Raw genomic sequence first — 23301 nt, forward strand, 5'->3', positions numbered from 1 at the left:
CTTTCATCGGATATTACGAAGGGAAAAACGATTAAAGCTCAGCAATTCTCACCAGTTCGAGGCCGGCCGGCGCTGGAATTCAGCCGACCCCGGCGCTGGCGTCAGACCAACGTCACCTTGCCCGTTGCCAGGCTGTACACGCCGCCCACCACTCCCAACTTTTTCTGCTGCACCATCTCTTGCAACAGCGGCTGCGCAGTCTTCAGGCGTTCAACCGCAAGGCGCACATTGGCCTGCACGGCAGCCGACATCAGATCCCTTGCGCCCGACTTGCTCGCGATCTCGACAGCGGGCTTGATCGCGTTCACCAGCGCGGGCAGATGGCCAGGGAATTCCGTCTTGTCCTGCCACGCCTTCACCGTCGCGTCCACCGCGCCGCAGTTGTCGTGGCCCAGTACCACGATGAGCGGCGCCCGCAGAACCAGCGTGCCGTACTCCAGGCTGGCCAGACCGTCTTCGTTCACGAAGTTGCCGGCCACGCGCACAATGAAGAGGTCGCCCGGCCCTTGGTCGAAAGCCAGTTCCGGCGCCACCCGCGAGTCCGAACAGCCCAGGATGGCGGCGATGGGCTTCTGCTTCACGGCGCGAGCCGCGCGTCCCGCGGAATAGTCCCGCATGTTCGGCTTGTTGGCGGCGTAGCGGGCATTGCCGGCCATCAGGCGTTTCAGGGCCTCGTCGGGGCCGATATCGTTTGACGGCACGGCGGCTTGGGCATCGCCCAGCCAGCCTGAAGCGCCGGCCGCGGCGATCGCTGCGGCGCCGAACAGCAGGCGGCGGCGGTTGAATTGCGGGGAATGGGCGAAAGAGGAACAGTCGCACATGAGGCTCTCCTGAAAGAAGAACATCTGGGAAACCAGCGCAGGACCATTGTGCTGCCGCGGCCACTACAAATGCTCAAACATTGCGCTGCCACAATCAAAAAAGCGCCGTAGCCGCAGCTTGAGAAACACGGATGAGGGGCGTAATGTGGAAAAGCGGCATATGCCGCGTCACCTGCTTGATAGGTACGCACCATGACGCCCAACACTCCCCACCCCAATCCCTCCCACACCGCGCCAGACACGCATGCCGACAAGGAACGCGCCCGCGCGGATCAACAGCATGAGGAAGCCCGGCGCAAGGCCCTGGTCGGCTCGCAGCACAAGGAAAACGTCCGCAGCGTCGCCGCACCGCGCTACCACGGGCACCGCGGCGGATGAGGCTTGTGCCGGCTAGATTCCGTAACGTCTTGGAAAAACATCAAACTGAAATAAGCGCCTGAAAGTTGGACCATCTTGCGTTGGACTTTGGACGGGACCAAAAGGATGAGTCCTGGTCCGGATGCCCTGCCCTGAATGGTTTTCAACGACAAAGGATGCTTATCGTGATTCCGATCAGAAAGACAGCCGCCGCCTGTGCCCTGGGTTTGGGCATGATGGTGGCGGCAGCCGGCCAAACCGCCATGGCGCAAGGCCAGGCCGACGCTCCCGCGCCCCTGGCCACCGGCCTGACCGATTCCGGCAGCGCGGAAGGCCAGGTCATCGAAGCGGTGCGCAGCGGTGACATCCTGTCCATCAAGATCCGGTTCAAGCCCATCGTCGACGGCAAGACGGAAATGATCTACTCGCAGATCAGCAAGGACGATTACGCCAACAGCTTCTACGTCATCGCCGGCAACAAGAAGCACCTGCTGCTGAAAGACAGCAACGACAAGCCGCTGACCAATCCCAAGCTGCTCATCCGCACGTCCAAGGACACCCCCATGGCCGGTTCCTGGCAGGGCAAGTTCCCTGCCCCGCCCAAGGAAATCAAGGAGGTTTCGCTGACCATCCCGGGCGTGGAGACCTTCGACGCCATCAAGATCACCGACCGCTGACCATGGCCGCCGCCACGCGCGCGCCGACTCTCCTGGCCGCGGCGCTGCTCGCCGCCGCCAGCGGCTCCTGGGCGCAGGAGCCTCCCTATAAGGCCGAGATCCTGGATCTGCAGGCCACCATCCTGGACCTGAAGGGATTGCCTGCCGATGCCAGCGGCGGCATATCGGACCTGAACGCGCAGATAGACGGACTGGCCGCGCGCCACGACGGCCTGTCGGTGCGGCAAGACAAGAACGCCGTGACCGTCGCCATGCTGGGCGATGTGCTGTTCGATTTCGACAAGACCGCCATACGCCCCGCCGCCGAACCTACGCTGCGTGACATCGCCAGCCTGATCAAATCCAGTTCGGCCGGCACCGTCGGCATCGAAGGCCACACCGACTCCAAGGGTTCGGCCTCGTACAACAAGGATCTGTCATTGCGCCGCGCGCAGGCGGTGGCGCAATGGTTGGCAAGCCATGGCGTGGACAAGTCGCGGCTGACGGTCAAAGGACTGGGCGATACCCAGCCGATCCAGTCGAACCGGCTGGCCAACGGTTCGGACAATCCGCAAGGACGGGCGCAGAACCGGCGGGTGGAGTTCGTGCTGCCCAAGCGCTAAGCAAGCCCTGCGTGGGGCCGGCAGCGGCCTCAGCCGGCCGGTATTCGCGAGGAGTCCGCAGCCCTCAGTGCCACGTCCATGCTGACCAGCACCGGCGCATTGCGCGGCAACTCGCGCACGCCAATGACCGAACGCGGATGCTCGCCCTGGCGGCCGAAGATCGCGACCAGCAGTTCCGATCCGGTATCGGCAATGGCGGATAGCCGCGTGCTGGCGCGCTCGCCCACCTGGAAGAAGTAGTTGACGCGCAATACCTGTTCCACCGCATCCAGGCTGCCCTGCGCGTGGTGGGCCACCCACGACAGCGCATGCAGCACGCACAGGCGCACGGCCTCGCGAGCCGCTGCTTCGCCGACCTGCTCACCCACCGCGCCTTGAACCAGCAACTGGTCCGCGCTGAGCTTCGGAATCTGCCCTGCGACGTACACCGTGCTGCCGTGCCGCAGCGCCGGCAGATAGGCATAGTGCGTCGGCGTAGGCTGGGGCAAGGCCAGGCCCAGGGCCTGCAAGCGCGCATCGGCTCCGGTCAGGATGCTCATCACAAACTGCCGGGCAGGAAGTTGACTTGTTTGGCCAGCGTCGCCCAGCGCTTGTTTTCGGCCGCGACGAAATCGGTAAAGGCCTGGGCCGAGCCGCCCTTGGTGCTTACCCCTTGCTCCTTCAGGCGCGAGGCCACTTCGGGCGACTGCAAGGCCCGGTTGAAGTCCTCGTTGAGTTTCTTGACGACTGCCTCGGGTGTACCAGCCGGAGCGACGATGCCCTGCCACGAAGTGATGTCCATATCCACCAGGCCGACTTCCTTGTAGCTGGGAATGTCCGGCGCCGTATCTATCCGTTCAGACGAAGTGACCGCCAGGGCCCGCAGCTTGCCGGCCTGGACGTGCGGCAGCAAGGTGATCACCGGATCCAGGATCAGACTGATGTGTCCGCCAAGCAGATCGTTGATGGCGGGTGCGCTGCCCTTGTAGGGGATGTGCGCCATGCGGATGCCCGCCCGCTGCTTGAACAGTTCGCCGGCCAGAAAGGTCGAGCTGGACGCGGAACCGAAAGTCAGCGTGTCCGGCTTGTCCTTGGCATAGGCGATGAACTCCTTCATCGTCTTGGCGGGCACGGCGTTGCCGGTGGCGATGATGTAGGGTTGATCGGCCAACAGGATCACGGGCGCGAAGTCCCGCGTGGCGGAGTACGGCAGGCTGCTGTACTGCAGTTCATTGATCGACATGATCGGCAGGTTGGCCAACAGCAGCGTATAGCCGTCCGCCGGTGCGCGGGCCACGAACTCGGCCCCGATGATGCCGCTGGCGCCGGGCTTGTTCACCACCAGCACGGGCTGCTTGACGTCCTGGCCCAGCTTTTGCGCGACAGTGCGCACGACCAGATCGGCCACGCCGCCCGGCGGGAACGGCACGACGATCTGTATGCTTTTGTTGGGAAAGTCCTGCGCGCTGGCGTTGCAGACGGCGCCCAGCGCCAGCGTGGCGCACGCAAGGATGCGAATGGCGTTCTTCATGTATGTGCTCCGAGGTTGCGACCGTTCAGGGATTGCGGGTAGTAGTGGCTTGCGGGCCGAAGCTTGCATCGAAAAAGCGCATCCAGTTGCCGCCCATCAATAGCGCCACCTCGTCCGCTGAAAACCCCGTGGCGCGCAAGCCCTGTTCGATGTTCTTGAAATCCCGGCTGTCCTGGAACCAGCCGGGCTGCGGCGGAAACCCCGGCTGCGCGGCCGAGCCTTCGCCGTAATCGATGTTCTTGGTATAGCGGCCCGTGCGCATCCACTGGACCACCGAGTCCGGCTGGTCCTGGCACAGGTCCGAACCCAGGCCCAGGTGCTCCACCCCCACCAGATCCGCGGTGCGCGCCACCATGGCGCAGAAGTCGTCCAAGGTACAGGCCGATTTGTTCTTGAGGTGATGCGGATACAGCGAAAAGCCGAACATGCCGCCCGCGCCAGCCAGCGCCTTGAGCACCGTGTCCGACTTGTTGCGCAGCGCCTGCGCCCATGAATGCGGATTGGCGTGACTGATGGTGATGGGCCGCTCGGACAGTTCTATCGCCTCCAGCGTGGAACGTTCGCCCGAATGGCTCATGTCGATGACCAGCCCGACCCGGTTCATTTCCTTGATCACTTCGCGCCCCATGCGGGTGACGCCGCTGTCGACCGCTTCATAGCAGCCCGCAGCCAGCAAGGACTGGTTGTTATAGGTCAGCTGCATGAAGCGCACGCCCAGCGTGTGCACCACCTCGACCAGGCCGATGTCGTCTTCGATGGGCGACGGGTTCTGCAGCCCGAAAATGATCGCGGTGCGGCCGGTCTCCCGGGCGCGCCTGACGTCGTCGCCACTGCGCGCCTGCACGATCAGGTCGGGATAGCGCTCGAACCACCGGTTCCAGCGTTCGATGTTGTGGATCATCTCCCGCAGGTTCTCGTGATACGCGATGGTGACGTGGACCGCGTCCACGCCGCCTTCGCGCAGTTGGCGGAATATCTTTTCGGACCAGTTGCTGTACTGCAGCCCGTCGACGCGTAAGGCGCTTGCGCTCATTGCTTGCTTCCTTGAATGGCAGTGAGCGGTACTGTAGATTTCCGGCCAGAATTCAGTCAAACTAAAATAACTTCGTTCTATTTAATATTTTCTTAAATATGAAACTCGAGCATCTACGCATGTTCATGGCCGTGGTCGATGCCGGCGAACTGGCGCAGGCCGGTGACCGGGTCGGCCGTACGCCGGCGGCGCTTTCCATGACCTTGAAGCAGCTGGAGTCAGAGCTGGGCGGCCCGCTGTTCGAAGGCGAGCGCAAGATCCGCTTGTCTCCGCTGGGGCTTTATGTCCGCGGGCAGGCGCAGCGGGCCATTGCAGAATTCGACTCGGCCGTGGCCCACATGGTCCGCTATGCCAGCGGCGCCCTGGGAACAGCCAAGGTGGCCGCCGTGCCCTCGGCGGCCATCCGGCTGTTGCCGCAGGTCATCGGTTCGATGCGCAAGCAGTATCCGCAGGTACGGGTGGACTTGCGCGACATAGACTCGGCCGCGGTGGGCAAGGCGGTGGCCGATGGCGAGGTCGATTTCGGCATTGCCACGCTGCCGGCTCCCCTGCCCGGCATCGTGACCGAGCCCTTGTTCGAAGACCGTTTCGTGCTGGTGTGTCCGGCCGGGCACCGCCTGACGAAGCTGCGGCGCGAGGCGCGCTGGCGCGATATCGACGCCGCGGAATTCATTGCAAACGGCTTGTGCGCCCGGTTTGACTCCCCGGAAGTGGCCGCGTTGGTGGAAGCCTCGCTGCTGACGGTGCGCAACACCACATCCTTGCTGACCTTTGTCGAACAGGGCTTTGGCGTCACCATCCTGCCCGCCTTGGCGGTGACGGCAAGCGCAAAATTGGCGATCGTGCCCCTGGCCGACCAAAGCGCCGTCCGCAGCCTGGAAGTACTGACCCGCGGCGGCGAGACGCTCAGCCCGGCCGCTCAGGCTCTTCTGGGACTCACGCGCAGCATGGCTGCCGAGTTGGCACTGGCCTGGTCATGATTTTTTCGGGACATCGATGAAATTCGACATCTACGGCAGGTTTCAGCTCGACATCCGGCGCGAGGGCGCGGTGTGGACGGTGTACCGTTCGGAAGCCGGCAAGCGCGTGCGGGCCGCGGACCTTGCCATTCCTGCCGATGTGCCGGCGGACGGGCTGGCCGAGTACCTGGATGACATCTATCACGAGCTGTCCGGTCCGGGCGACCGGATTGAGCGTATCGGCTAGGGCAGCCGGACTACTCCTCTTCACCGTAGCCGAAAGGCCAACGGCGCTTGTTCGGCTCGGGCGCGGGTTGCTGACTGTGCATGACGGGCTCCTGAGGTTCGATGGACGAATACTACCGGCATCCGCCAAATCGAACTGCAAAGGTTCGCAAAGATTGCGGCAATCATGCCGCAAGAGCCCCATCCGTGTTTCTAACACAAGGTGGACGCAACCCGCATCGGGGCTAGAACGTATGCCATTTCCCGGACCGGCGCGTAGGATTGAAGCCGTACGGGAGAGCGCCATGCCAGATTCCAGCTGGATTTGCGGCAGCGAGCCGCCGGGTCGCCAGGGATTCTTCGAGACGGAATTCAATACTGGCCAGACCGAAGTCACGATGTACTCCGTATTGGGTTGGATGCCGCCAGCGCATCGCGGCTACGTGGTCCGGTGGCGCTCGCTGGAACCGGCGGTGGAACAGGCGGAAATCGAACGCTATCTGTATTACCGGCGCGAGGGGCGCGGGCATTCTTGACGCCCCAGGCTGGCCGCTTCTCTCCCGTGAATGCTCGCAAAGCCCGCGAATGCCGACGCGGGCTTTTTCTTTGTCCGGCGCGGCGTACAGGCGCCACCGCCGCAAGCCCTTGAAATAACTACCAGTTATGAAATTCCCTGATGAAAACCCCATCAGGGAATTTACTTATGCTCTTTAATTATTTGCAAAGCGCATACTTGCCGGGCAAGAATTCGTCCTTGGCATAAATCAAACCAGATGGAACTTCGTCAACTCGAGGCCTTCGCGGCCGTCATGTCCACGGGCAGCGTCACTGCTGCCGGCCGGCTGTTGGGACGCTCCCAGCCGGCGATCAGCCGGTTGTTGCAGGAACTGGAAGCCGAGATCGGCTATCCCTTGTTTGCGCGCAGCGGCCCGCGCGTGACGCCCACCGAGCAGGGCTTCCTGCTGTATGACGACGTCGAGCGCGCGTTGGCGGGCATGCAGCAGATCCGCAGCCGCGCCGACGAAATCGCGCGCGGCCAGGCCCAGCCGCTGCTGATGGCCGCCACTTCCGCCTTGGCGGCGGGCCTGGTGCCCGACGCGCTCAAGCGCATCGAGGACCGGGTCGGCGCCGCGCGCATCCAGTTGCGCAGCGCCTCGCCCGAGCGCGTGGTGCACGCCGTGCTATCCGGCGCCGCGCAACTGGGCGCGACCAGCCTGCCGCTGGAGCATCGCGGCCTGACGGTGCACTGGATCGGGCAAGCGCCCTGTGTGGTCGCGCTGCCGGAAAACGATCCGCTGGCGCAACAAGCCGTGGTGCCAGTCGCCGCACTGGCCGGGCGCCGCATGATCACGATGGCCAATCCCTATCGCCTGCGCCGCCGCCTGGATGCCGCGCTGGCGCAGAACGCCCAGACGCTGGGCGCCATGGAAACCAACTCGTCCGTCAACGCCCTGGCCGCCGTGCGCGCCGGGCTGGGCGTGTCGGTGCTGGAACCGATCACCGCCTACGGCGCCCCCATGCCGGGCGTGGCGATCCGTCCCATCGACCTGGACATACCCTTTTTCTTCGGGGTCATCACCCCGCAGTCGCAAACGCTGACGCCGGCCTGCCAGGCCATGGCGGACGCGCTCGCCCAAGCCGCCGCGGCCCTGCTGCCCGGCTTCGCCCTGCACGACGCCGCCGAGCATTCGGCCCTGCTGCAGTCGATCTATGGCGACGACGCCCCTCTTACGGAATCCCCTGCTATATGAATCAGCCTGTAGCCACCCCGCCGCAAGGCCTAGCCGCGCTGGAAGCGCGCCTGCGGCAAGACCTGTCCTGGCTGGAACTGCCCGCCAAGAACTGGGTCACGCCCCGAATCGTCGACGGCCAGCCGGTGCTGGACGTGGCCATCATCGGCGGCGGCATGGCCGGCCTGGCCGCAGCCGCCTCGCTCAAGCACCTGGGCATCAACGCCCCGATTTTCGACCAGGCGCCCGAAGGCTACGAAGGTCCCTGGGCCACCACCGCCCGCATGGAAACCCTGCGTTCGCCCAAGCAATTGACCGGCCCCGCGCTGGGCCTGCCGGCGCTGACCTTCCGCGCCTGGTTCGAGGCGCAGTTCGGCGTTGACGCCTGGGAAGCGCTGGACAAGATTCCGCGCCTGCAATGGATGGACTACCTGCGCTGGTACCGCCGCGCACTGGACCTGGACCTGAAGAACGAGCACCGCATCCTGGCCGTGCTGCCGCGCGCCGACCAGTTGGTGCAGCTGGACATCGAATCCCCCGCCGGACGCAGCACGATGTTGGCGCGCCGAGTGGTGCTGGCCACCGGCCGCGACGGCCTGGGCGGCGCCTATGTGCCTGATTTTGCGAAGAAGCTGCCGCGCAATCGCTGGGCGCATTCGTCCGACGTGATGGACTACGGGACGCTAGCCGGCAAGCGCGTGGGCGTGGTGGGCGCGGGCGCATCGGCCATGGACAGCGCGGGCACCGCGCTGGAAGCCGGCGCCGCCAGCGTGGACCTGCTGATCCGCCGCAACGACATTCCGCGCATCAACAAGGGCAAGGGCGCGGGCAATCCGGGGCTGACCCATGGGCACCTGACCCTGCCCGACGAATGGAAGTGGAAGATCCGCCACTACATCAACGCCGCCCAGGTGCCGCCGCCGCGCGGCAGCACGCTGCGCGTCTCGCGCCACCCCAACGCCCGCTTCAACCTGGGCTGCGGCGTGCAGGACCTGGCGCTGGTCGGCGACGAGATCCACGTCACCACGCCCAAGGGCGTGTTCGTGCTGGACTTCCTGATCTTCTCCACGGGTTTCCGCATCGACTGGACCGTGCGTCCGGAGTTCGCCGCGCTGGCGCCGCACGTGCGCGCCTGGGGCGACCGCTACGTGCCGCCGGCTGGCGAAGAAGACCAGGAACTGCACGACTCGCCCGACCTGGGCGCCGTGTTCGAACTTCAGGAAAAGACCCCGGGCGCCTGTCCCGGCCTGGACCGCGTGCATTGCTTCTCCTACCCCGCCGCGCTGACGCAAGGCACGATCTCGGGCGACATCCCGGCCATCAGCGAAGGCGCCAAGCGCCTGGCGCAAGGCATCGCCGGCCTGTTCTACCGCGAGGACGTGGAGACGCACTACGCCAACATGGAAGCGTTCTCCGAACCCGAGGTGTTCGGCGATGAATGGACGCCGGCCCCGGCCCCGCAAGCGGAGACCGCGCAATGACGGGCTGGTTGCTGCGCCGCATCGCGCAAGCCGCGGTGGTGGTCTTCCTGATGACGCTGATCGTCTTCGTGGGCCTGCACGCCATCGGCAATCCGGTGGACATCCTGATCGGCCAGGACGTGGACCAAGTGGACCGCGCCCGCATCATCGCCGAACTCGGCCTGGACAAGCCGCTGTGGGAACAGTACCTGGCGTTCCTGAACGGCGCCCTGCACGGCAATCTGGGCAATAGCTTCGTCTACAACATCCCCGCCGTGGAGCTGGTGATCCAGCGCCTGCCGGCGACTTTCGAACTGGCCATCGCCGCGATGATGCTGGCCGTGGTGGTGGGCCTGCCGCTGGGCCTGTACGCCGGCCTGTATCCCGATAGCCGCTTCGCCAAGATGATCATGGCGGGCAGCATCGTTGGCTTCTCGCTGCCGACGTTCTGGATCGCGCTGATGCTGATCATGACCTTCAGCGTGTCGCTGGGCTGGCTGCCGGCCAGCGGCCGCGGCGAAACCGTGGAGTTCCTGGGCTTCCAATGGTCCTGGCTGACGGCCGACGGCTGGCGCCACCTGATCCTGCCGGCGTTCAACCTGTCGCTGTTCAAGATTTCGCTCGTGATCCGCCTGACCCGCGCCGGCGTGCGCGACGTGCTGCCTCTGGACTTCGTGAAGTTCGCCCGCGCCAAGGGCCTGTCGCCCATGCGGGTGGTCTGTGTGCACGTGTTGCGCAACACCATGATTCCGCTGGTGACGGTGCTGGGCCTGGAGCTGGGCTCCACCATCGCCTTCGCCGTGGTCACGGAAAGCATCTTCGCCTGGCCCGGCGCCGGCAAGCTGATCCTGGACAGCCTGAACGCACTGGACCGCCCCGTCATCGTGGCCTACCTGATCGTGGTGGTGTGCCTGTTCGTGACCCTGAACCTGATCGTGGACATTCTTTATAAAGTGCTGGACCCGCGGGTGCGGCTGGAGGCCTCGGCATGAGCGCCGTATCGACAAACCCCACTCCCGCGCTGCGCCGCGAATCGCCGTGGCGACGCAACCTGGCCGAGTTCATGTCGTCCAAGACGGCAGTGCTGGGCCTGACCGTTGCCACGCTGCTGATCCTGGCCGCCATCCTGGCGCCCTGGATCGCGCCGCAAAACCCCTATGATCTGCTGCAGATCGACGTGCTGGACGCGCGCCTGCCGCCGGGCAGCATGAACGGCCTGGACACCTTCCACTACTGGCTGGGCACCGACGGCCAGGGCCGCGACCTGCTCTCGGGCATTCTGTACGGCCTGCGCATCAGCCTGATGGTGGGCGTGGGCTCGGCCGTCATCGCCGGCATCGTCGGCACGCTGCTGGGTCTGCTTGCGGCCTACGCCGGCGGCAAGGTCGACGCGCTGATCATGCGCCTGGTCGACCTGATCCTGTCGTTCCCGTCCATCCTCGTGGCCATGATGATCCTGGCCTACCTGGGCAAGGGCGTGGGCAACGTGGTGCTGACGCTGGTGATCCTGGAATGGGCCTACTACGCCCGCACCGCGCGCGGCCAGGCCCTGGTCGAGCGCCGCCGCGAATACGTGGAAGCCGCCCGCTGCCTGGACATCCCCAACTGGCGCATCATGTTGAAGCACATCCTGCCCAACTGTTTGCCGCCGCTGATCGTCATCGGCACCTTGCAAATCGCGCGCGCCATCACGCTGGAAGCCACCTTGAGCTTCCTGGGCCTGGGCGTGCCCGTGACCGAACCGTCGCTGGGACTGCTGATCTCCAACGGCTTCCAGACCATGCTGTCCGGCGAATACTGGATCAGCTTCTATCCCGGCATCGCGCTCCTGATCACCATCGTGGCGATCAACCTGGTGGGCGACCGCCTGCGCGACGTGCTGAACCCAAGGACCCACAAATGAGCGCCGACCGCCATATTGCCGGCGCGCCGACGCTGGAGGTGCGCAACCTGCGCACCCACTTCCATACCCGCGCGGGCGTGCTGCCCGCCGTGGACGACGTTTCCTTCACGCTGGAACGCGGCAAGATCCTGGGCCTGGTCGGCGAGTCCGGCTCGGGCAAGTCCGTCACGGGCTTCTCCATCATGGGCCTGGTCGACGCGCCGGGCCGCATCGTCGGCGGCGAAGTGCTGTTCCAGGGCCGCGACCTGACCAAGCTGGCGCCGCGCGAACTGCGCAAGCTGCAGGGCAACCGCATCGCCATGATCTTCCAGGATCCGATGATGACGCTGAACCCCGTGCTGCGGGTGGACGCGCAAATGATCGAGACCGTGCGCGCGCACAACAAGATGAGCGCAGCGCAAGCCCGCGCCCTGTCGCGCGACACCCTGGGCATGATGGGCATTCCCAGCCCCGAAGAGCGGCTGCTGGCCTACCCGCATCAACTATCCGGCGGCATGCGCCAGCGCGTGGCCATTGCGATTGCCATGCTGCACCGGCCCGACCTGATCATCGCCGACGAGCCCACCACCGCGCTGGACGTCACCATCCAGGCGCAGATCCTGTCCGAAGTGCAGAAGCTCGCGCAGCAGCACGGCACCAGCCTGATCTGGATCACCCATGACCTGTCCGTGGTGGCCGGCCTGGCCGACGATGTGGCGGTCATGTACGCCGGCCGCATCGTCGAACACGGCACCGTCGACGACGTGCTGGACCGTCCGCAGCACCCCTACACCGTGGGCCTGATAGACAGCCTGCCCAGCAACAACCGGCGCGGCCAACGCCTGCGCCAGATCCCCGGCATGACGCCCAACCTGCTCAACCTGCCCGCGGGCTGTGCCTTCGCGGCGCGCTGCTCGCGCGCCACCGCCGCCTGCGGCCAGCAGCCCGGCATCACCCAGGCCTTGCCCGAACACAAAGTGCGCTGCTTCCATCCCACGATCCAGACCAGCGAGGTAATGGCATGAGCACGACCGCCCCTACCCCGCTGATCGCCCTGAACCAAGTCAGCAAGCGTTTCGGCGAACGCCCCATCGGCCCCGCGACGCGCGCCATGCAGCGCCTGGGCCTGTCCAAGCCGCCCGCCGTGACCCGCGCAGTCGACAACGTCGACCTGATCGTCAACCCCGGCGAAGTGGTCGGCCTGGTCGGCGAATCCGGCTGCGGCAAGTCCACGCTGGGCCGCATCGCGGCCGGCCTCTTGACGCCCTCCGGCGGCGAGATCCGCATCAACGGCGTGCGTCCGGCCGACATGAATTCGGCCCAGGCCCATGCCGCGCGCCTGCAAGTGCAGATGATCTTCCAGGACCCCTACGCCAGCCTCAACCCGCGCCTGCGCGTGGACGAGATCGTGGGCGAAGCGGCCCGCATCCACGGCCTGGTCGGCAACGGCGACTTCGACGACTACGTCAGTGCCCAGCTGGAACGCGCCGGCCTGGACCCGGCGCTGCGCCAGCGCTATCCGCACCAGTTCAGCGGCGGCCAGCGCCAGCGCATCGGCATCGCCCGCGCCCTGGCCGTGCAGCCCACCATGCTGGTGTGCGACGAAGCCGTGGCCGCGCTGGACGTGTCGATCCAGGCGCAGATCCTGAACCTTTTCATGGACCTGCGCGAAGACCTGGGGCTGACCTATCTCTTCATCAGCCATGACCTGGGCGTGGTCGAGCACCTGTCCGACCGCGTCGTGATCATGTACCTGGGCCGCGTCGTGGAAACGGCCACGGTGGAAGAAGTCTTCCGCCATCCCAACCACCCGTACACGCAGGCCCTGCTGGCCGAGATCCCCAGCCTGAAGTCGCGCCACAAGACCTTTACCGCGATCAAGGGCGAGATCCCCAGCCCGCTGAATCCGCCGGGAGGCTGCCATTTCCATCCGCGCTGCCCGCATGCGATGCCGCGCTGCAAGACCGAGGTTCCCACCTTGAAGGGAATCGCTATCAACCACCTGAGCGCCTGTCACCTGAACGACATGGCGTGACCACCGCCGCCGCGCCGCGGCGCCCGAACCAACCGCCAGTTCCCCCTATACCAAGGACTCCGAACATGAAACGCCTGATTCTCACCACCCTGACCGCCGCCATCCTCGGCGCTTCCGCCGCCGCCAGCGCCGACGACCTGTCCATCGGCTTCGCCGACCCGCTGTCGTCCCTGGACCCGCAGCTGAACAACCACGCCGGCGACCGCTCGGTGGCCCTGCACTTCTGGGACCTGCTGATCGAAAACAAGTGGAACAAGCTGCAGCCCGGCCTGGCCGTCAGCTGGAAGCCGCTGGACGACAAGACCTGGGAATTCAAGCTGCGCGAAGGCGTCAAGTGGCAGGACGGCACGCCCTTCACCGCCGATGACCTGATCTACTCCTACACCCGCGCGCGCGCCGTGCCGGGCAGCGTGGCCACCTATGCCGGCTATCTGCGCACCATCGACACGATGACCGCCAAGGACTCGCTGACCCTCATCGTCAAGACCAAGGCCCCCAACCCCGACCTGCCGCTGAACCTGGCCTCGGTGCACGTGGTCAGCAAGCACGTCGGTGAAAAGTCCACCACCGAAGACTACAACTCGGGCAAGGCCATGGTCGGCACCGGCCCCTACAAGTTCGTGTCCTATACCCCCGGTGACCGCGTCATCATGGAACGCAACGACGCCTACTGGGGCGACAAGCAGATCTGGGACAAGGTCAACTACCGCTACATCAACAACGCCGCCGCCCGCACCGCCGCGCTCTTGGCGGGCGACGTGGACGTGATCGACAAGGTCTCGGTGTCCGACCTGGCCAAGCTGCAAAAGGCCGCCAACGTGTCCGTCTACCCCTACGACGGCCTGCGCGTCATGCTGCTGCAGCCCAGCTTCAACCCCGCGCCCAACCAGTACATTACCGACAACAACGGCAAGCCGCTGGACAAGAACCCGCTGCTGGACGTGCGCGTGCGCCAGGCCCTGAACCTGGCCATCAACCGCAAGGCCATCGCCGACCGCATCCTGCAAGGCGCCGCCACCGAAGCCAACCAGTGGATGCCCAAGGGCACCATCGGCTACAACCCCGACGTCAAGGACATCCCCAACGACGTCGCTCAGGCCAAGAAGCTGCTGGCCGAAGCCGGCTACCCGGACGGCTTCAAGCTGACCATGCACGTGCCCAACGACCGCTACCCGCAAGGCCCGGAAACCGCCCAGGCCGTGGCGCAGTTCTGGACCCGCGCCGGCGTCAAGACCCAGGTGGAAGTCGTGCCATGGGCCGTGTACTCGGGCCGCGCCAACAAGAACGAATTCGCGGTCAGCATGCTGGCCTGGGGCAATGGCACCGGCGAAGGCAGCTACGCGCTGGTCAACATCCTGGCCACCGCCGACGCCAAGAAGGGCCTGGGCGCGTCCAACTGGGGCCGCTACAGCAACCCCAAGGTCGACGCCGCGCTGGAGCAATCCACCTCGGAATTCGACGTGGCCAAGCGTGAAGCCATCCTGCGCGACTCCGTCAAGATCGTGTACGACGACGTCGGCATCATCCCGCTGTTCCACTACAAGAACATCTGGGCCACCAAGAAGGGCCTGAAGGTCACCCCCATGACCAGCGACCGCACGGCCGCCATGATGGTGACGAAAGAGTCGGGCAAGTAAGCCATGACGCCCACCCTTACCATCACCCCGGCCGTCGACCTGATCGACGTGCCACGCCAGATCCGGGTCGAACACGTCGCGCCCGGCCAGACGGTGGAAATCACCGCCCTGACCCGCCGCAACGGCGTGCTCTGGCAAAGCCAGGCCGCCTTCGTGGCGGGCGCCGACGGCACGGTCGACCTGGGCCGCGACGCGCCCGTGTCCGGCGACTACGAAGGCGTGGCGCCCATGGGCCTGGTCTGGTCGCAGTCCCCCGTGGACTCGTCCAGCCGCGAACACTTCAACCACCCGGTGACCGAGGCCCTGGTCACCGACGTAGTGGCGCGCGTCGCGGGCTCGCAGGCCCAGGCCAGCTTCACCCAGCGCCTGGCGGCTGACGGCGTCACCCGGCAGGACGTGCGCGAGGAAGGCCTGGTCGGCACGCTGTACCTGCCGCCCGGCCCCGGCCCGTTCCCTGCCGTCATGATCCTGAACGGCTCCGGCGGCGGCATCAACGAACCGCGCGCGGCGCTCTACGCATCGCGCGGTTACGCCGCCTTCGCGCTGGCCTACTTCAAAGCGCCGGGCCTGTCGGACTACATCTCCAACACTCCGTTGGAATACTTCCAGACCGGCCTGCGCTGGCTGCGCAAGAAGGTCCAGCCTAAGCAAGACTTCGTCGCCATCAGCGGCCAGTCGCGCGGCGGCGAACTGGTGCTGCTGCTGGGCGCCACCTTCCCCGAGGAAGTCTCGGCCGTGGTCGCCTACGTGCCCGGCGCCGTGGTCCACAGCGGCCAGAACGCCTGCGATCCCAAGATCGGCCGTGAAGGCCCCACGTGGCTGCTGGGCGGCAAGCCCATTCCCCACGTCTGGGAAAACAACCGCACCGCCACCTGGGCGCCCTTCGACGAAGGCCCCTCGCCGCACCGCCACGAAAAAGCCATCCTCACCGCCCTGCAAGACCCCGACGCCGTGGCCCGCGCCCGCATCAAGGTCGAGGACATCCAGGGCCCCGTCATGCTGCTGTCCGGCACCGACGATGGCTCCTGGCCGTCCAGCATCTATTCCAAGATGGTGCAGGACAAGCTGGCCGAGGTGAACCACCCCTATCCGGTCGAGTGGCTGGACTACGAGAACGGCGGGCACTCCATCCTGTTCCCCTACGTGCCCACCACCCAGCTCGTCTACGCCCACCCCGTGTCCGGCAAGATCAGCACCAGCGGCGGCAACCCCAAGGACAACGCCCGCGCCGACCAGGAATCCTGGGAAGGCGTGAAGCAGTTCCTGGACGCCGCTGTCGCAGCACGCGCCGCCAAGTAAAGCATCAAGGAGATCCGCATGGCTGAACCCATCGTCTACAACGTCACGGACGACCTCGTCGACCGCCTGATCGGCCTGGCCCCGGGCGCCAAGACCTACGAAGTGCGCCACTTCCGCGAGAAGGTCGCCGCCGCCACCCAAGGCAGCTACGACGCCCTGTTCGACCCCGCGCTGCCCGGCCTGTCCCTGGCCGAGCGCCTGCTGGTCGCGCTGTACGCCACCCGCATCACCCCGTCGCCGCTGCTGGCCGCGCACTACCGCGCTCGCCTGAACGACGCCGGCGCCACCCCGGCCGACATCGCCGTCGCCGAATCCGGCAAGCCGTCAGACGCCGCCACCCCGCGCCTGGCCGCCATCCTGGAATTCACGCGCAAGCTGATCGAGAAACCCGTCGAAGGCGACGAAGCCGCGCTGAAGACCCTGCCCGCCGCGGGCGTCTCCACGCCCGCCGTGGTCACGCTGTCCCAGCTCGTCGCCTTCCTGTCCTACCAGGTCCGCCTAGTCGCCGGCCTGGAAGCCATGAAGGCGCTGGAAGGCCAGCCCGAACGCGCCGCAGGCACCCCGCCCGCTCCCTTCCCCGCCAACACCGCCGCCACCGCGCCCGGTGCGGTGATCAAGGCCCACGGCTTCACCAACGAATTGCTGGAGTGGAAGGCCTGGCTCGACGTCGTCAACGTCGAAACCGCCACGCCCGAACAAGTCGCCGTCCTGGAAGAAAGCCACCCCAAGGCCAAGGTCTCGGACTACTACCTGTTCCTGGTGCATCAGCCCGAAATCCTGCGCCAGCGCTCCACGGCCTTCAACGCCATCATGTACGCGCCGGGTGGACTGTCGCGTGCAGAGCGTGAACTGGGCTCGACCTACGTGTCGCGCATCAACGGCTGCGTGTACTGCGCGTCCGTCCATGCCCAGCGCTTTGAGCAACTGGCCAAGCGCAATGAGGTCATCGCGCAGGTGTTCGAGGATCCCGCCACCGCCGGCACCACGGCGCGCGAACTCGCCATCGGCAAGTTCTCGATCCAGATCACCGAAGCGCCTGCCTCGGTGAACGCCGACAGCATCCAGGCCCTGAAGGATGCGGGCTTGAATGAAGGCGAGATCCTGGATCTGCTGCATTCGGATGCGATCTTCGCCTGGGCGAATCGCCTGATGCTGAACTTGGGCGAGCCGGTTTTCCCGAAGGCTTGACCCCACGGCGTCCGGCCGCTTGCGTGCCGGACGCTTTGCCTGCGGCTTGTCATCGCCGACCAGTATCGACAATGACAAGCCGCGATATCAACGCTGCCAGGTCAGCAGCTTGACGCCCGCAACGGCAAACACCACGGCCACCGTTCCTTCGATCCAGCGCCGCAGCCTGGCGTACAGCGCGATCATCGGCGCGGTCGAAAAAGCGATCGCATAGCCGCCAAACACCATCACGCCGAGCAACGCGCAACCTCCAATAATCGCGGGCAAAGTGCCGTTCGACGCGCTTTCCCCCAGCCCCAGCGACATGATCGCCATCCAGGCCAGCACCGCCTTGGGGTTGCCGATATGCATCAGCACGCCCTGGCGGTAGAGCACCCGATAGCGCGGCGTCGCACGGCCCGTTTCCACCTTCGCAAAGGCCGCGCCCGGTCTCAGCGCTGACCTGCCGGTGCGGAACGCCAGGTAGAGCAGATAGACTCCCCCCACCACCTTGATGATGAATAACGCCTGGGCGGAAGCCGCCAGCACAGCGGAAATCCCAGTCGCAGCCAGCGTCGCCCAAAACAACGAACCCGTAATGACGCCCGCCGCCAGCGCAAGCGCCGGCACACGGCCGTGACGCATCGCCGTTGCCATGATCGCCATATTGCTGGGTCCGGGACTGGCCGTGGCAATCAGATAGGTGCCGTACACAAGAGCAAGCTGACTCACGAGCATTTGCGTTTCTCCAGGAATGCCGGGACCTATCCGGCGTTACTGCGGGAGGTCCCCGCGATGAACGATATGGACCTTGTTGCCGTCGGGATCGCGCAGATATGCGCCGAAGTAGCCGTCACCGTAATGAGGACGCGCTCCCGGCGCGCCTTCGTCCGTCCCGCCTTGCGCCAGACCGCCCGCATGGGCCGCGCTCACGGCTTCCTGCGTAGGCGCCAGAAAAGCGACCATGCTGCCATTGCCCGCCGACGCCGGCTCGCCATCGTAGGGCATGTAGACGTAAAAGCGCGGCAGCAGCGCCTGACCGGTCACCCAGCAAAGCGCCAAGGGCCCGCCATCCGGCGTGACAACGCGACGCTTCAATCCAAGCGGAAGCAACACTGCGTCATAAAAACGGCCCGCGCGTTCAAGATCACGCGTTCCGACAGTGATATGGCTGAACATTTGATGACTCTCCCTGCGCCCGCCCTGGCGGCGGGACACTTTCAGAAATGCATGACCTGCTCCAATCGCATCGGGCATGTTACTCGCATGCCAAATCATTCGGATCACAGGAAGAGGCACAGTCCGCGCCCGCTCCGCCAGGGTCGACCGTGTTTTCGTTAAACTGACGCTTTCCGCCTTCTTATGCGCCCCGCCCATCGCGGGGCGCATTGCCTTACCCCATGTCCGACAAAACCCACGACATCCGCCCCGGCCAGTCGATCGAACTGCTCAAGGCCCTGCACATCCTGACCCGCGACGGCAAGATGAACCAGGACAGCCGCCGCAAACTCAAACAGGTCTACCACCTGTTCCAGTTCATCGAACCGCTGCTCAAAGACGTCCAACAACAACGCGGCGCCGTCACCCTCGCCGACCACGGCGCGGGCAAGTCGTACCTGGGCTTCATCCTCTACGACCTGTTCTTCAAGGAACAGCCCGAGGCGCTGAAGAACGGCTCCCACATCTACGGCATCGAAACCCGCGAAGAACTGGTGAAGTCATCGGAAGAACTGGCCAAGCGGCTGGGGTTTGGCGGCATGTCGTTCCTGAACCTGTCCGTGGCCGATTCCATCACGTCGGACAAACTGCCCGCCACGATCGACGTCGTCACCGCCCTGCACGCCTGCAATACCGCCACCGACGACGCGATTCACTTCGCGCTGGAGAAGAAGGCCAAGTACATCGTCGTCGTGCCCTGCTGTCAGGCGGAAGTGGCTTCGGTGCTGCGCAAGAACAAGGCGAAGGCGCTGGCTGATCCGCTGGCTGAGATCTGGCGGCATCCGCTGCATACGCGGGAGTTTGGGAGCCAGATCACTAATGTGCTGCGGTGCTTGCAGCTGGAAGCCCATGGGTATCAGGTCAGCGTGACTGAGCTGGTGGGGTGGGAGCATTCGATGAAGAATGAGCTGATCATCGCGCAGTACAAGGATTTGCCGCGCAGGAAGGCGGCTGAGCGGCTGACGGAGATGCTGGAGAGGATTGGGCTGCAGGAATTGAAGGATCGGTTCTTTGTGCCGCAACCTGCAGAGGCGGCGGCGTAAGCGCCTGTCCTGCTTCATGCCGCAGCGTCAGCATCCGTGCGTGCGGCAGTCTTCTGCCAGATGCACCGTATGACACGGTGAGCGCCATTCAAACAGCAGTCCCCACATGTCCTCTCGCCCGCGCAAGGCCGCGCCAGAGCAGACCGCGCTGCTAACAGCAGCCTTCCCCGCGCGACGGCGAGCCGAAGCAGCACATATCGCCGAAGAGATCTGCCCCTCGGTCATACGCGGCCGCGGATTGTCCGTCATCGTGCAGGACGAGTCGTTGACGCTGCCCTATCGCGTTCAGCATGGGGGCAGCGACTCCTTGTCTTCCAAGCTGGACGAACCCCAGGCACTGATCTACGCGTGCATACAGTCACGCCATCATGACGGCCACGTGCGCCAGCGCCAAATTGAGCGGCTGGTTGGGGCGTCCGAGCATTGGGTTGTGCCGTTCGTGGTGCAGCTCTGCAGCGAATACGTCGTTGAAATCCTGCAGGACATCGAGGCGTGCTTACCCTTGCTGGACAAGCACGTCTATGGAACGGCTCTTCGAGGCAGTCCGGCCTTTCTGGATCTGGCGCAGCAACGCATGACCAGCTACTGGGATTGCTACTACCGGCGGCGCTGGGTCAGGAGCGAAACCTATGTGGGGTTTCGCATGTTCAAGCAGTTTCGCGACTGGCAAGTCTCTGGCTAGGACCTCACGGGCTTGAAACGCCCGATCCGCGTATCAATTGCCAGAGCTGCGGCGCAACCGATCGGATGAGTTCTTGTTCAAGCGCTTCGCTTCGTCTTCCGCGTAGTCTTCCTCGCCCTCTTCGTACTTGCCTTCATACATGCAGCTGCTGCGGTTCCATCCGCACTCACCGCCTAAGGAGCAACCTGAGCTCAAGGCGGCAAGGAACAAGAGGATGCTGCAACGGCCTAATCTTTGAATCGACATATCGCTCCCTGGTGATCCGGGTAAGTGTAAGGGATGGAGATGACGACTGAGCCGGGGTGACCTGAGCCTGAATTGGAAATGGCCGCAACGCATGGCGCAGATTTCGGCTCAAGTGTGCTTGATTTGACACGGGTCACGCTTGATTGCGATGCCCGCCGGACTCGATACTGGCATCGCAATCCCACAAAGATCGCCCAGATTGACAGCTGGAAAAGACGGACGACATGGTCGCTGCAATAGCGACTGCCTTCTCTTTATTGCGTCAATACTGGAGCGGCTGATGGACGATCACCCTTTGACTCATGACCGATGGGCTACGCCGGATGATCCGGAGTTCTGCACTGTGCGGTTTGCGGACTTTCGGAAAATGGAGCGGGCGTGCGCTGCGATTTGGGCTATTGCTCGAATTGTGGGGAACGGCGCGAATGAGCCTGAGACTAGTGGCGGGCAACCGTTGGATGCTTGGATTATGTCCAATTTGATCGGAGGAATTGAAAGCCTATGCGATCACATGGCGGACCTTGTGGGGTCGAATCTTGACGAATCCAATCTTGGGGAAAGTGTGCCGGGCGACGATTAACTGTATGCGGTAGACGAAATTTTAGTCTGACACCCTATCTTGTGCGCTTACGGACATGATCCCGCAACGGTGGCGCGCAACAGGGAAAGGGTCGGCGGGTTTGACGGCTAAAGTTAAACTGGTTTCTTGTGCGACATGCATGCCACAAAGTTAGGCTACAAGTCCTTCGCGGCATTTTTTCGCGTCAGTTTAGACCACAAGCGCCAGATATGGCCTAAGGTTTCGCGCGGTCTACATCAATCAAGTTAGGTGCCATATGTCATTACCTGATCTACGCCAAGCCTCGCTGCTTGGAGAGTACTCCGACCGTCTTGAATATCAGATCGGGGGGACTCTCGTATGGGTGGTGTTTGGCGGCCCAGAACAACAAGACGCCGCTCTGGAGTCGGCTTGTCAGCAATTTCCTTCGATCTGGACTGCGATCCCCGCAGTCATAACGGAGGCGGAGCGCGCCTCTCGCGTCGAACTGCCTGAATTCTGGCAGATGCATGAAGCCGCGGGTACTTCAAGCGAAGTTCTTTCAGTGTGGGGAATCTGGATTGAACCTGTCTCAGGAACCGCAACATACGAGGTCAGTACAAATCACGCCTTTGATCCACCTCTGCAGGTGGAACTTTCCTCGTTTCCGGCAGAGAGCTCTGTCATGATTGAGCGTAACAAGGATGGTGTCATCAGTACCGAAGCACGGTGAGGCAATGCTCAGTCGGCTCCTAACACCCTCAACCAGCCGAGCATCCAACGGACTTTGCGGCGGTCATTCGCCCAGCACTACTTGACCCGGTTATTGACACCCTTATATTTTGTGAGTATTCAGTGGGGCCTCATCTATATAAACGGGGACGCAAATATCTACTACGCGGGCATCAAATATGAAGCTCACATCAACACCAGGACGATATCGATGCTGTTCTTCGAAGAATTAAAAATTGATTGGACTGCTTTTGCCGCCTTGACCGCTTTGTCGATATGGCTCGTCGATGGACATCGCAGACGTCGCGAACGGCGAGCGTCCAGGCGCCTTCTTTCTCAAATGATGATAGCTCCGGTAGGTGGTGCCCAGTTAGAGATCGCCAAACTCAGGAGCCTGATTGTTCCGCCGGGCGGCGAAGATACCACTTACCTATTCAAAGTACTGGACAGCCATACGGGAAGAAAGGAATTTGCATCCAGAACCTCACTGATAACTTTTGAATTACCATCGCAGTTTCTGGACAAGGCAGATCTTTTCAGTGAATTGGTTAGCAACCGACTCGCCTTGGCGTTTTCCCAAGTTAACCGCTTAAGAAGCATGTCCCAACTTCTAGGAGAACTTCCCGATTCAGCGCACAAGGATGAGATAACGCAGAAGTTGAAGCTGGTTCTCACTCAAATTCAGGAAACCGAGCGAGTCATTGGTGAGGCATATCAAGCACTACTTAAAGAAGGAAGAGCCTCAGCCAGATTTCGCCAACAACCTGGCTCCATCTAACGCTCCACACTTCTACCTAGCACGGAAAAAATCGTCAGACTACAATTTGGCCAGTTAAATTGTACTCCGACACATTGTTCTTCGCACGCATCATTATTGTCGCTGAATGGTCTCAGCGCCATTCCCTTTCGCGCATTAAAAGTTAAGGCAATGCCATACAGACCAAGCCCACAAGATCGGAGAAATATCCGCGGCGTGATCTACCCATTCACTGTGGCGCTGCTACGTGTTTACGGCAGCCGGGCTCAAGATGGAGGAAGACCGATTGGTGCCTTTTATACAAGAAATATAGATCGCGCCCTGTGGATGCCGGTGGGGGGAATATGGTATAGACCAGTGGATGAAGAGAGGATCTTGCTACGCGCACCGGATTCGACAGTTGTCGACACGTTTGCGAGAAGCATCATTTCCGGCGAGCCAATTGCTATCTCAAGTGGGCAGATAGTTCAGTGGGAGGCCCTATTGCCGAGCGAAGCCTCCCTGTTGCCCCCGCCGCTATTTCTCATCTAGAGAGTCTTCCTCGACCCTTTGGCTGCGGGCTTCGCTACTTTCTTGGCATCCAGTCCTGCCTTTGCCTCGCCGGGAAAATTGCAATAAATTGTTTCATACCACAATTTCTTAGCTGTGATCTATGCCGAACGGGCTTTGGCTCTGGCCAAAACGTCAGTAC

Annotated in this window: 25 protein-coding genes; 19 read left to right on the forward strand and 6 right to left on the reverse strand. The window is 63.7% G+C overall.

Annotation, left to right across the window (positions count from 1 at the left end):
* Positions 1-101: 101 nt before the first annotated feature.
* Positions 102-821, reverse strand: coding sequence for a carbonic anhydrase (locus IB259_RS07505; protein WP_192328299.1), 720 nt, complete (start codon positions 819-821; stop codon positions 102-104).
* Between the two features lie 192 nt (positions 822-1013).
* Between IB259_RS07505 and IB259_RS07510 the strand changes: the two genes are divergently transcribed.
* The 3 genes from IB259_RS07510 to IB259_RS07520 all read left to right on the forward strand — a co-directional run bounded on the left by IB259_RS07510 (position 1014) and on the right by IB259_RS07520 (position 2457).
* The gene (locus IB259_RS07510) at positions 1014-1199 is read left to right on the forward strand and encodes a hypothetical protein (protein WP_054456325.1); all 186 of its coding nucleotides are present in this window, start codon (positions 1014-1016) and stop codon (positions 1197-1199) included.
* Between the two features lie 155 nt (positions 1200-1354).
* Positions 1355-1855, forward strand: coding sequence for a hypothetical protein (locus IB259_RS07515; protein WP_225596783.1), 501 nt, complete (start codon positions 1355-1357; stop codon positions 1853-1855).
* Between the two features lie 2 nt (positions 1856-1857).
* A complete protein-coding gene (locus IB259_RS07520; RefSeq protein WP_119451338.1) occupies positions 1858-2457 on the forward strand; it encodes an OmpA family protein in 600 nt (199 codons plus the stop codon).
* A gap of 29 nt (positions 2458-2486) precedes the next feature.
* Here the strand turns inward: IB259_RS07520 and IB259_RS07525 are convergent, their stop codons facing one another.
* Genes IB259_RS07525 through IB259_RS07535 form a run of 3 tightly spaced genes read right to left on the reverse strand, consistent with a single transcriptional unit; the run spans position 2487 to position 5000 of the window.
* Positions 2487-2996 carry a RidA family protein gene (locus IB259_RS07525; protein ID WP_192328302.1) on the reverse strand — a complete coding sequence of 170 codons (510 nt, stop codon included), beginning with the start codon at positions 2994-2996 and terminating at the stop codon, positions 2487-2489.
* Complete coding sequence (locus IB259_RS07530; protein WP_054456322.1) at positions 2996-3967, reverse strand: tripartite tricarboxylate transporter substrate binding protein; 972 nt, start codon at positions 3965-3967, stop codon at positions 2996-2998. Before IB259_RS07530 ends, IB259_RS07525 begins: the two co-directional genes overlap by 1 nt.
* Before the next feature lie 25 nt (positions 3968-3992).
* The gene (locus tag IB259_RS07535) at positions 3993-5000 is read right to left on the reverse strand and encodes a membrane dipeptidase (RefSeq protein ID WP_192328305.1); all 1008 of its coding nucleotides are present in this window, start codon (positions 4998-5000) and stop codon (positions 3993-3995) included.
* A gap of 98 nt (positions 5001-5098) precedes the next feature.
* Between IB259_RS07535 and IB259_RS07540 the strand changes: the two genes are divergently transcribed.
* From IB259_RS07540 to IB259_RS07595, 12 genes are all read left to right on the forward strand, one after another.
* A complete protein-coding gene (locus IB259_RS07540; RefSeq protein ID WP_175213612.1) occupies positions 5099-5980 on the forward strand; it encodes a LysR family transcriptional regulator in 882 nt (293 codons plus the stop codon).
* A 16-nt stretch (positions 5981-5996) separates the two neighbouring features.
* Complete coding sequence (locus IB259_RS07545) at positions 5997-6206, forward strand: hypothetical protein (RefSeq protein ID WP_192328308.1); 210 nt, start codon at positions 5997-5999, stop codon at positions 6204-6206.
* Positions 6207-6489: 283 nt separating this feature from the next.
* Positions 6490-6720: a hypothetical protein gene (locus IB259_RS07550; RefSeq protein WP_054456318.1), complete on the forward strand. Its 231-nt coding sequence runs from the start codon at positions 6490-6492 to the stop codon at positions 6718-6720.
* 237 nt (positions 6721-6957) lie between these two features.
* The gene (locus IB259_RS07555) at positions 6958-7935 is read left to right on the forward strand and encodes a LysR family transcriptional regulator (protein ID WP_192328311.1); all 978 of its coding nucleotides are present in this window, start codon (positions 6958-6960) and stop codon (positions 7933-7935) included.
* Positions 7932-9395 carry an NAD(P)/FAD-dependent oxidoreductase gene (locus IB259_RS07560; RefSeq protein ID WP_192328314.1) on the forward strand — a complete coding sequence of 488 codons (1464 nt, stop codon included), beginning with the start codon at positions 7932-7934 and terminating at the stop codon, positions 9393-9395. The genes IB259_RS07555 and IB259_RS07560 overlap by 4 nt, the downstream gene beginning before the upstream one ends.
* The gene (locus IB259_RS07565; protein WP_054456315.1) at positions 9392-10366 is read left to right on the forward strand and encodes an ABC transporter permease; all 975 of its coding nucleotides are present in this window, start codon (positions 9392-9394) and stop codon (positions 10364-10366) included. The genes IB259_RS07560 and IB259_RS07565 overlap by 4 nt, the downstream gene beginning before the upstream one ends.
* Positions 10363-11277 (forward strand): ABC transporter permease, encoded by a 915-nt coding sequence (locus tag IB259_RS07570; RefSeq protein WP_119451331.1) that lies wholly within the window; start codon positions 10363-10365, stop codon positions 11275-11277. The genes IB259_RS07565 and IB259_RS07570 overlap by 4 nt, the downstream gene beginning before the upstream one ends.
* Positions 11274-12281, forward strand: coding sequence for an ABC transporter ATP-binding protein (locus IB259_RS07575; RefSeq protein WP_059373245.1), 1008 nt, complete (start codon positions 11274-11276; stop codon positions 12279-12281). The genes IB259_RS07570 and IB259_RS07575 overlap by 4 nt, the downstream gene beginning before the upstream one ends.
* Positions 12278-13291 carry an ABC transporter ATP-binding protein gene (locus IB259_RS07580; protein ID WP_192328318.1) on the forward strand — a complete coding sequence of 338 codons (1014 nt, stop codon included), beginning with the start codon at positions 12278-12280 and terminating at the stop codon, positions 13289-13291. The genes IB259_RS07575 and IB259_RS07580 overlap by 4 nt, the downstream gene beginning before the upstream one ends.
* A gap of 65 nt (positions 13292-13356) precedes the next feature.
* Positions 13357-14928 (forward strand): ABC transporter substrate-binding protein, encoded by a 1572-nt coding sequence (locus IB259_RS07585; RefSeq protein ID WP_192328321.1) that lies wholly within the window; start codon positions 13357-13359, stop codon positions 14926-14928.
* Between the two features lie 3 nt (positions 14929-14931).
* Entirely contained in the window at positions 14932-16227 is a 1296-nt protein-coding gene (locus tag IB259_RS07590) for an acyl-CoA thioesterase/bile acid-CoA:amino acid N-acyltransferase family protein (RefSeq protein WP_175181337.1), read from the forward strand.
* An 18-nt stretch (positions 16228-16245) separates the two neighbouring features.
* Complete coding sequence (locus tag IB259_RS07595) at positions 16246-17415, forward strand: CMD domain protein (protein WP_192328325.1); 1170 nt, start codon at positions 16246-16248, stop codon at positions 17413-17415.
* An 87-nt stretch (positions 17416-17502) separates the two neighbouring features.
* Here IB259_RS07595 and IB259_RS07600 read toward each other — a convergent pair whose 3' ends face one another.
* Together IB259_RS07600 and IB259_RS07605 are read right to left on the reverse strand one after the other, a co-directional pair.
* Complete coding sequence (locus IB259_RS07600) at positions 17503-18132, reverse strand: LysE family translocator (protein WP_192328330.1); 630 nt, start codon at positions 18130-18132, stop codon at positions 17503-17505.
* 36 nt (positions 18133-18168) lie between these two features.
* A complete protein-coding gene (locus IB259_RS07605; RefSeq protein ID WP_192328332.1) occupies positions 18169-18573 on the reverse strand; it encodes a VOC family protein in 405 nt (134 codons plus the stop codon).
* Between the two features lie 221 nt (positions 18574-18794).
* Here IB259_RS07605 and IB259_RS07610 point away from each other — a divergent pair, with 221 nt between their 5' ends.
* The 4 genes from IB259_RS07610 (at position 18795) to IB259_RS07625 (ending at position 22631) form a co-directional block, all read left to right on the forward strand.
* The gene (locus IB259_RS07610) at positions 18795-19655 is read left to right on the forward strand and encodes an SAM-dependent methyltransferase (RefSeq protein WP_192328335.1); all 861 of its coding nucleotides are present in this window, start codon (positions 18795-18797) and stop codon (positions 19653-19655) included.
* A gap of 106 nt (positions 19656-19761) precedes the next feature.
* Positions 19762-20337 carry a hypothetical protein gene (locus IB259_RS07615; RefSeq protein ID WP_192328337.1) on the forward strand — a complete coding sequence of 192 codons (576 nt, stop codon included), beginning with the start codon at positions 19762-19764 and terminating at the stop codon, positions 20335-20337.
* A gap of 1082 nt (positions 20338-21419) precedes the next feature.
* The gene (locus IB259_RS07620; protein ID WP_192328340.1) at positions 21420-21854 is read left to right on the forward strand and encodes a hypothetical protein; all 435 of its coding nucleotides are present in this window, start codon (positions 21420-21422) and stop codon (positions 21852-21854) included.
* Positions 21855-22064: 210 nt separating this feature from the next.
* Positions 22065-22631 (forward strand): hypothetical protein, encoded by a 567-nt coding sequence (locus IB259_RS07625; protein ID WP_192328343.1) that lies wholly within the window; start codon positions 22065-22067, stop codon positions 22629-22631.
* Positions 22632-23301 lie beyond the last annotated feature (670 nt).

The sequence above is a fragment of the Achromobacter sp. ACM04 genome, from assembly GCF_014851465.1.
GTDB lineage: Bacteria > Pseudomonadota > Gammaproteobacteria > Burkholderiales > Burkholderiaceae_B > Achromobacter > Achromobacter aegrifaciens.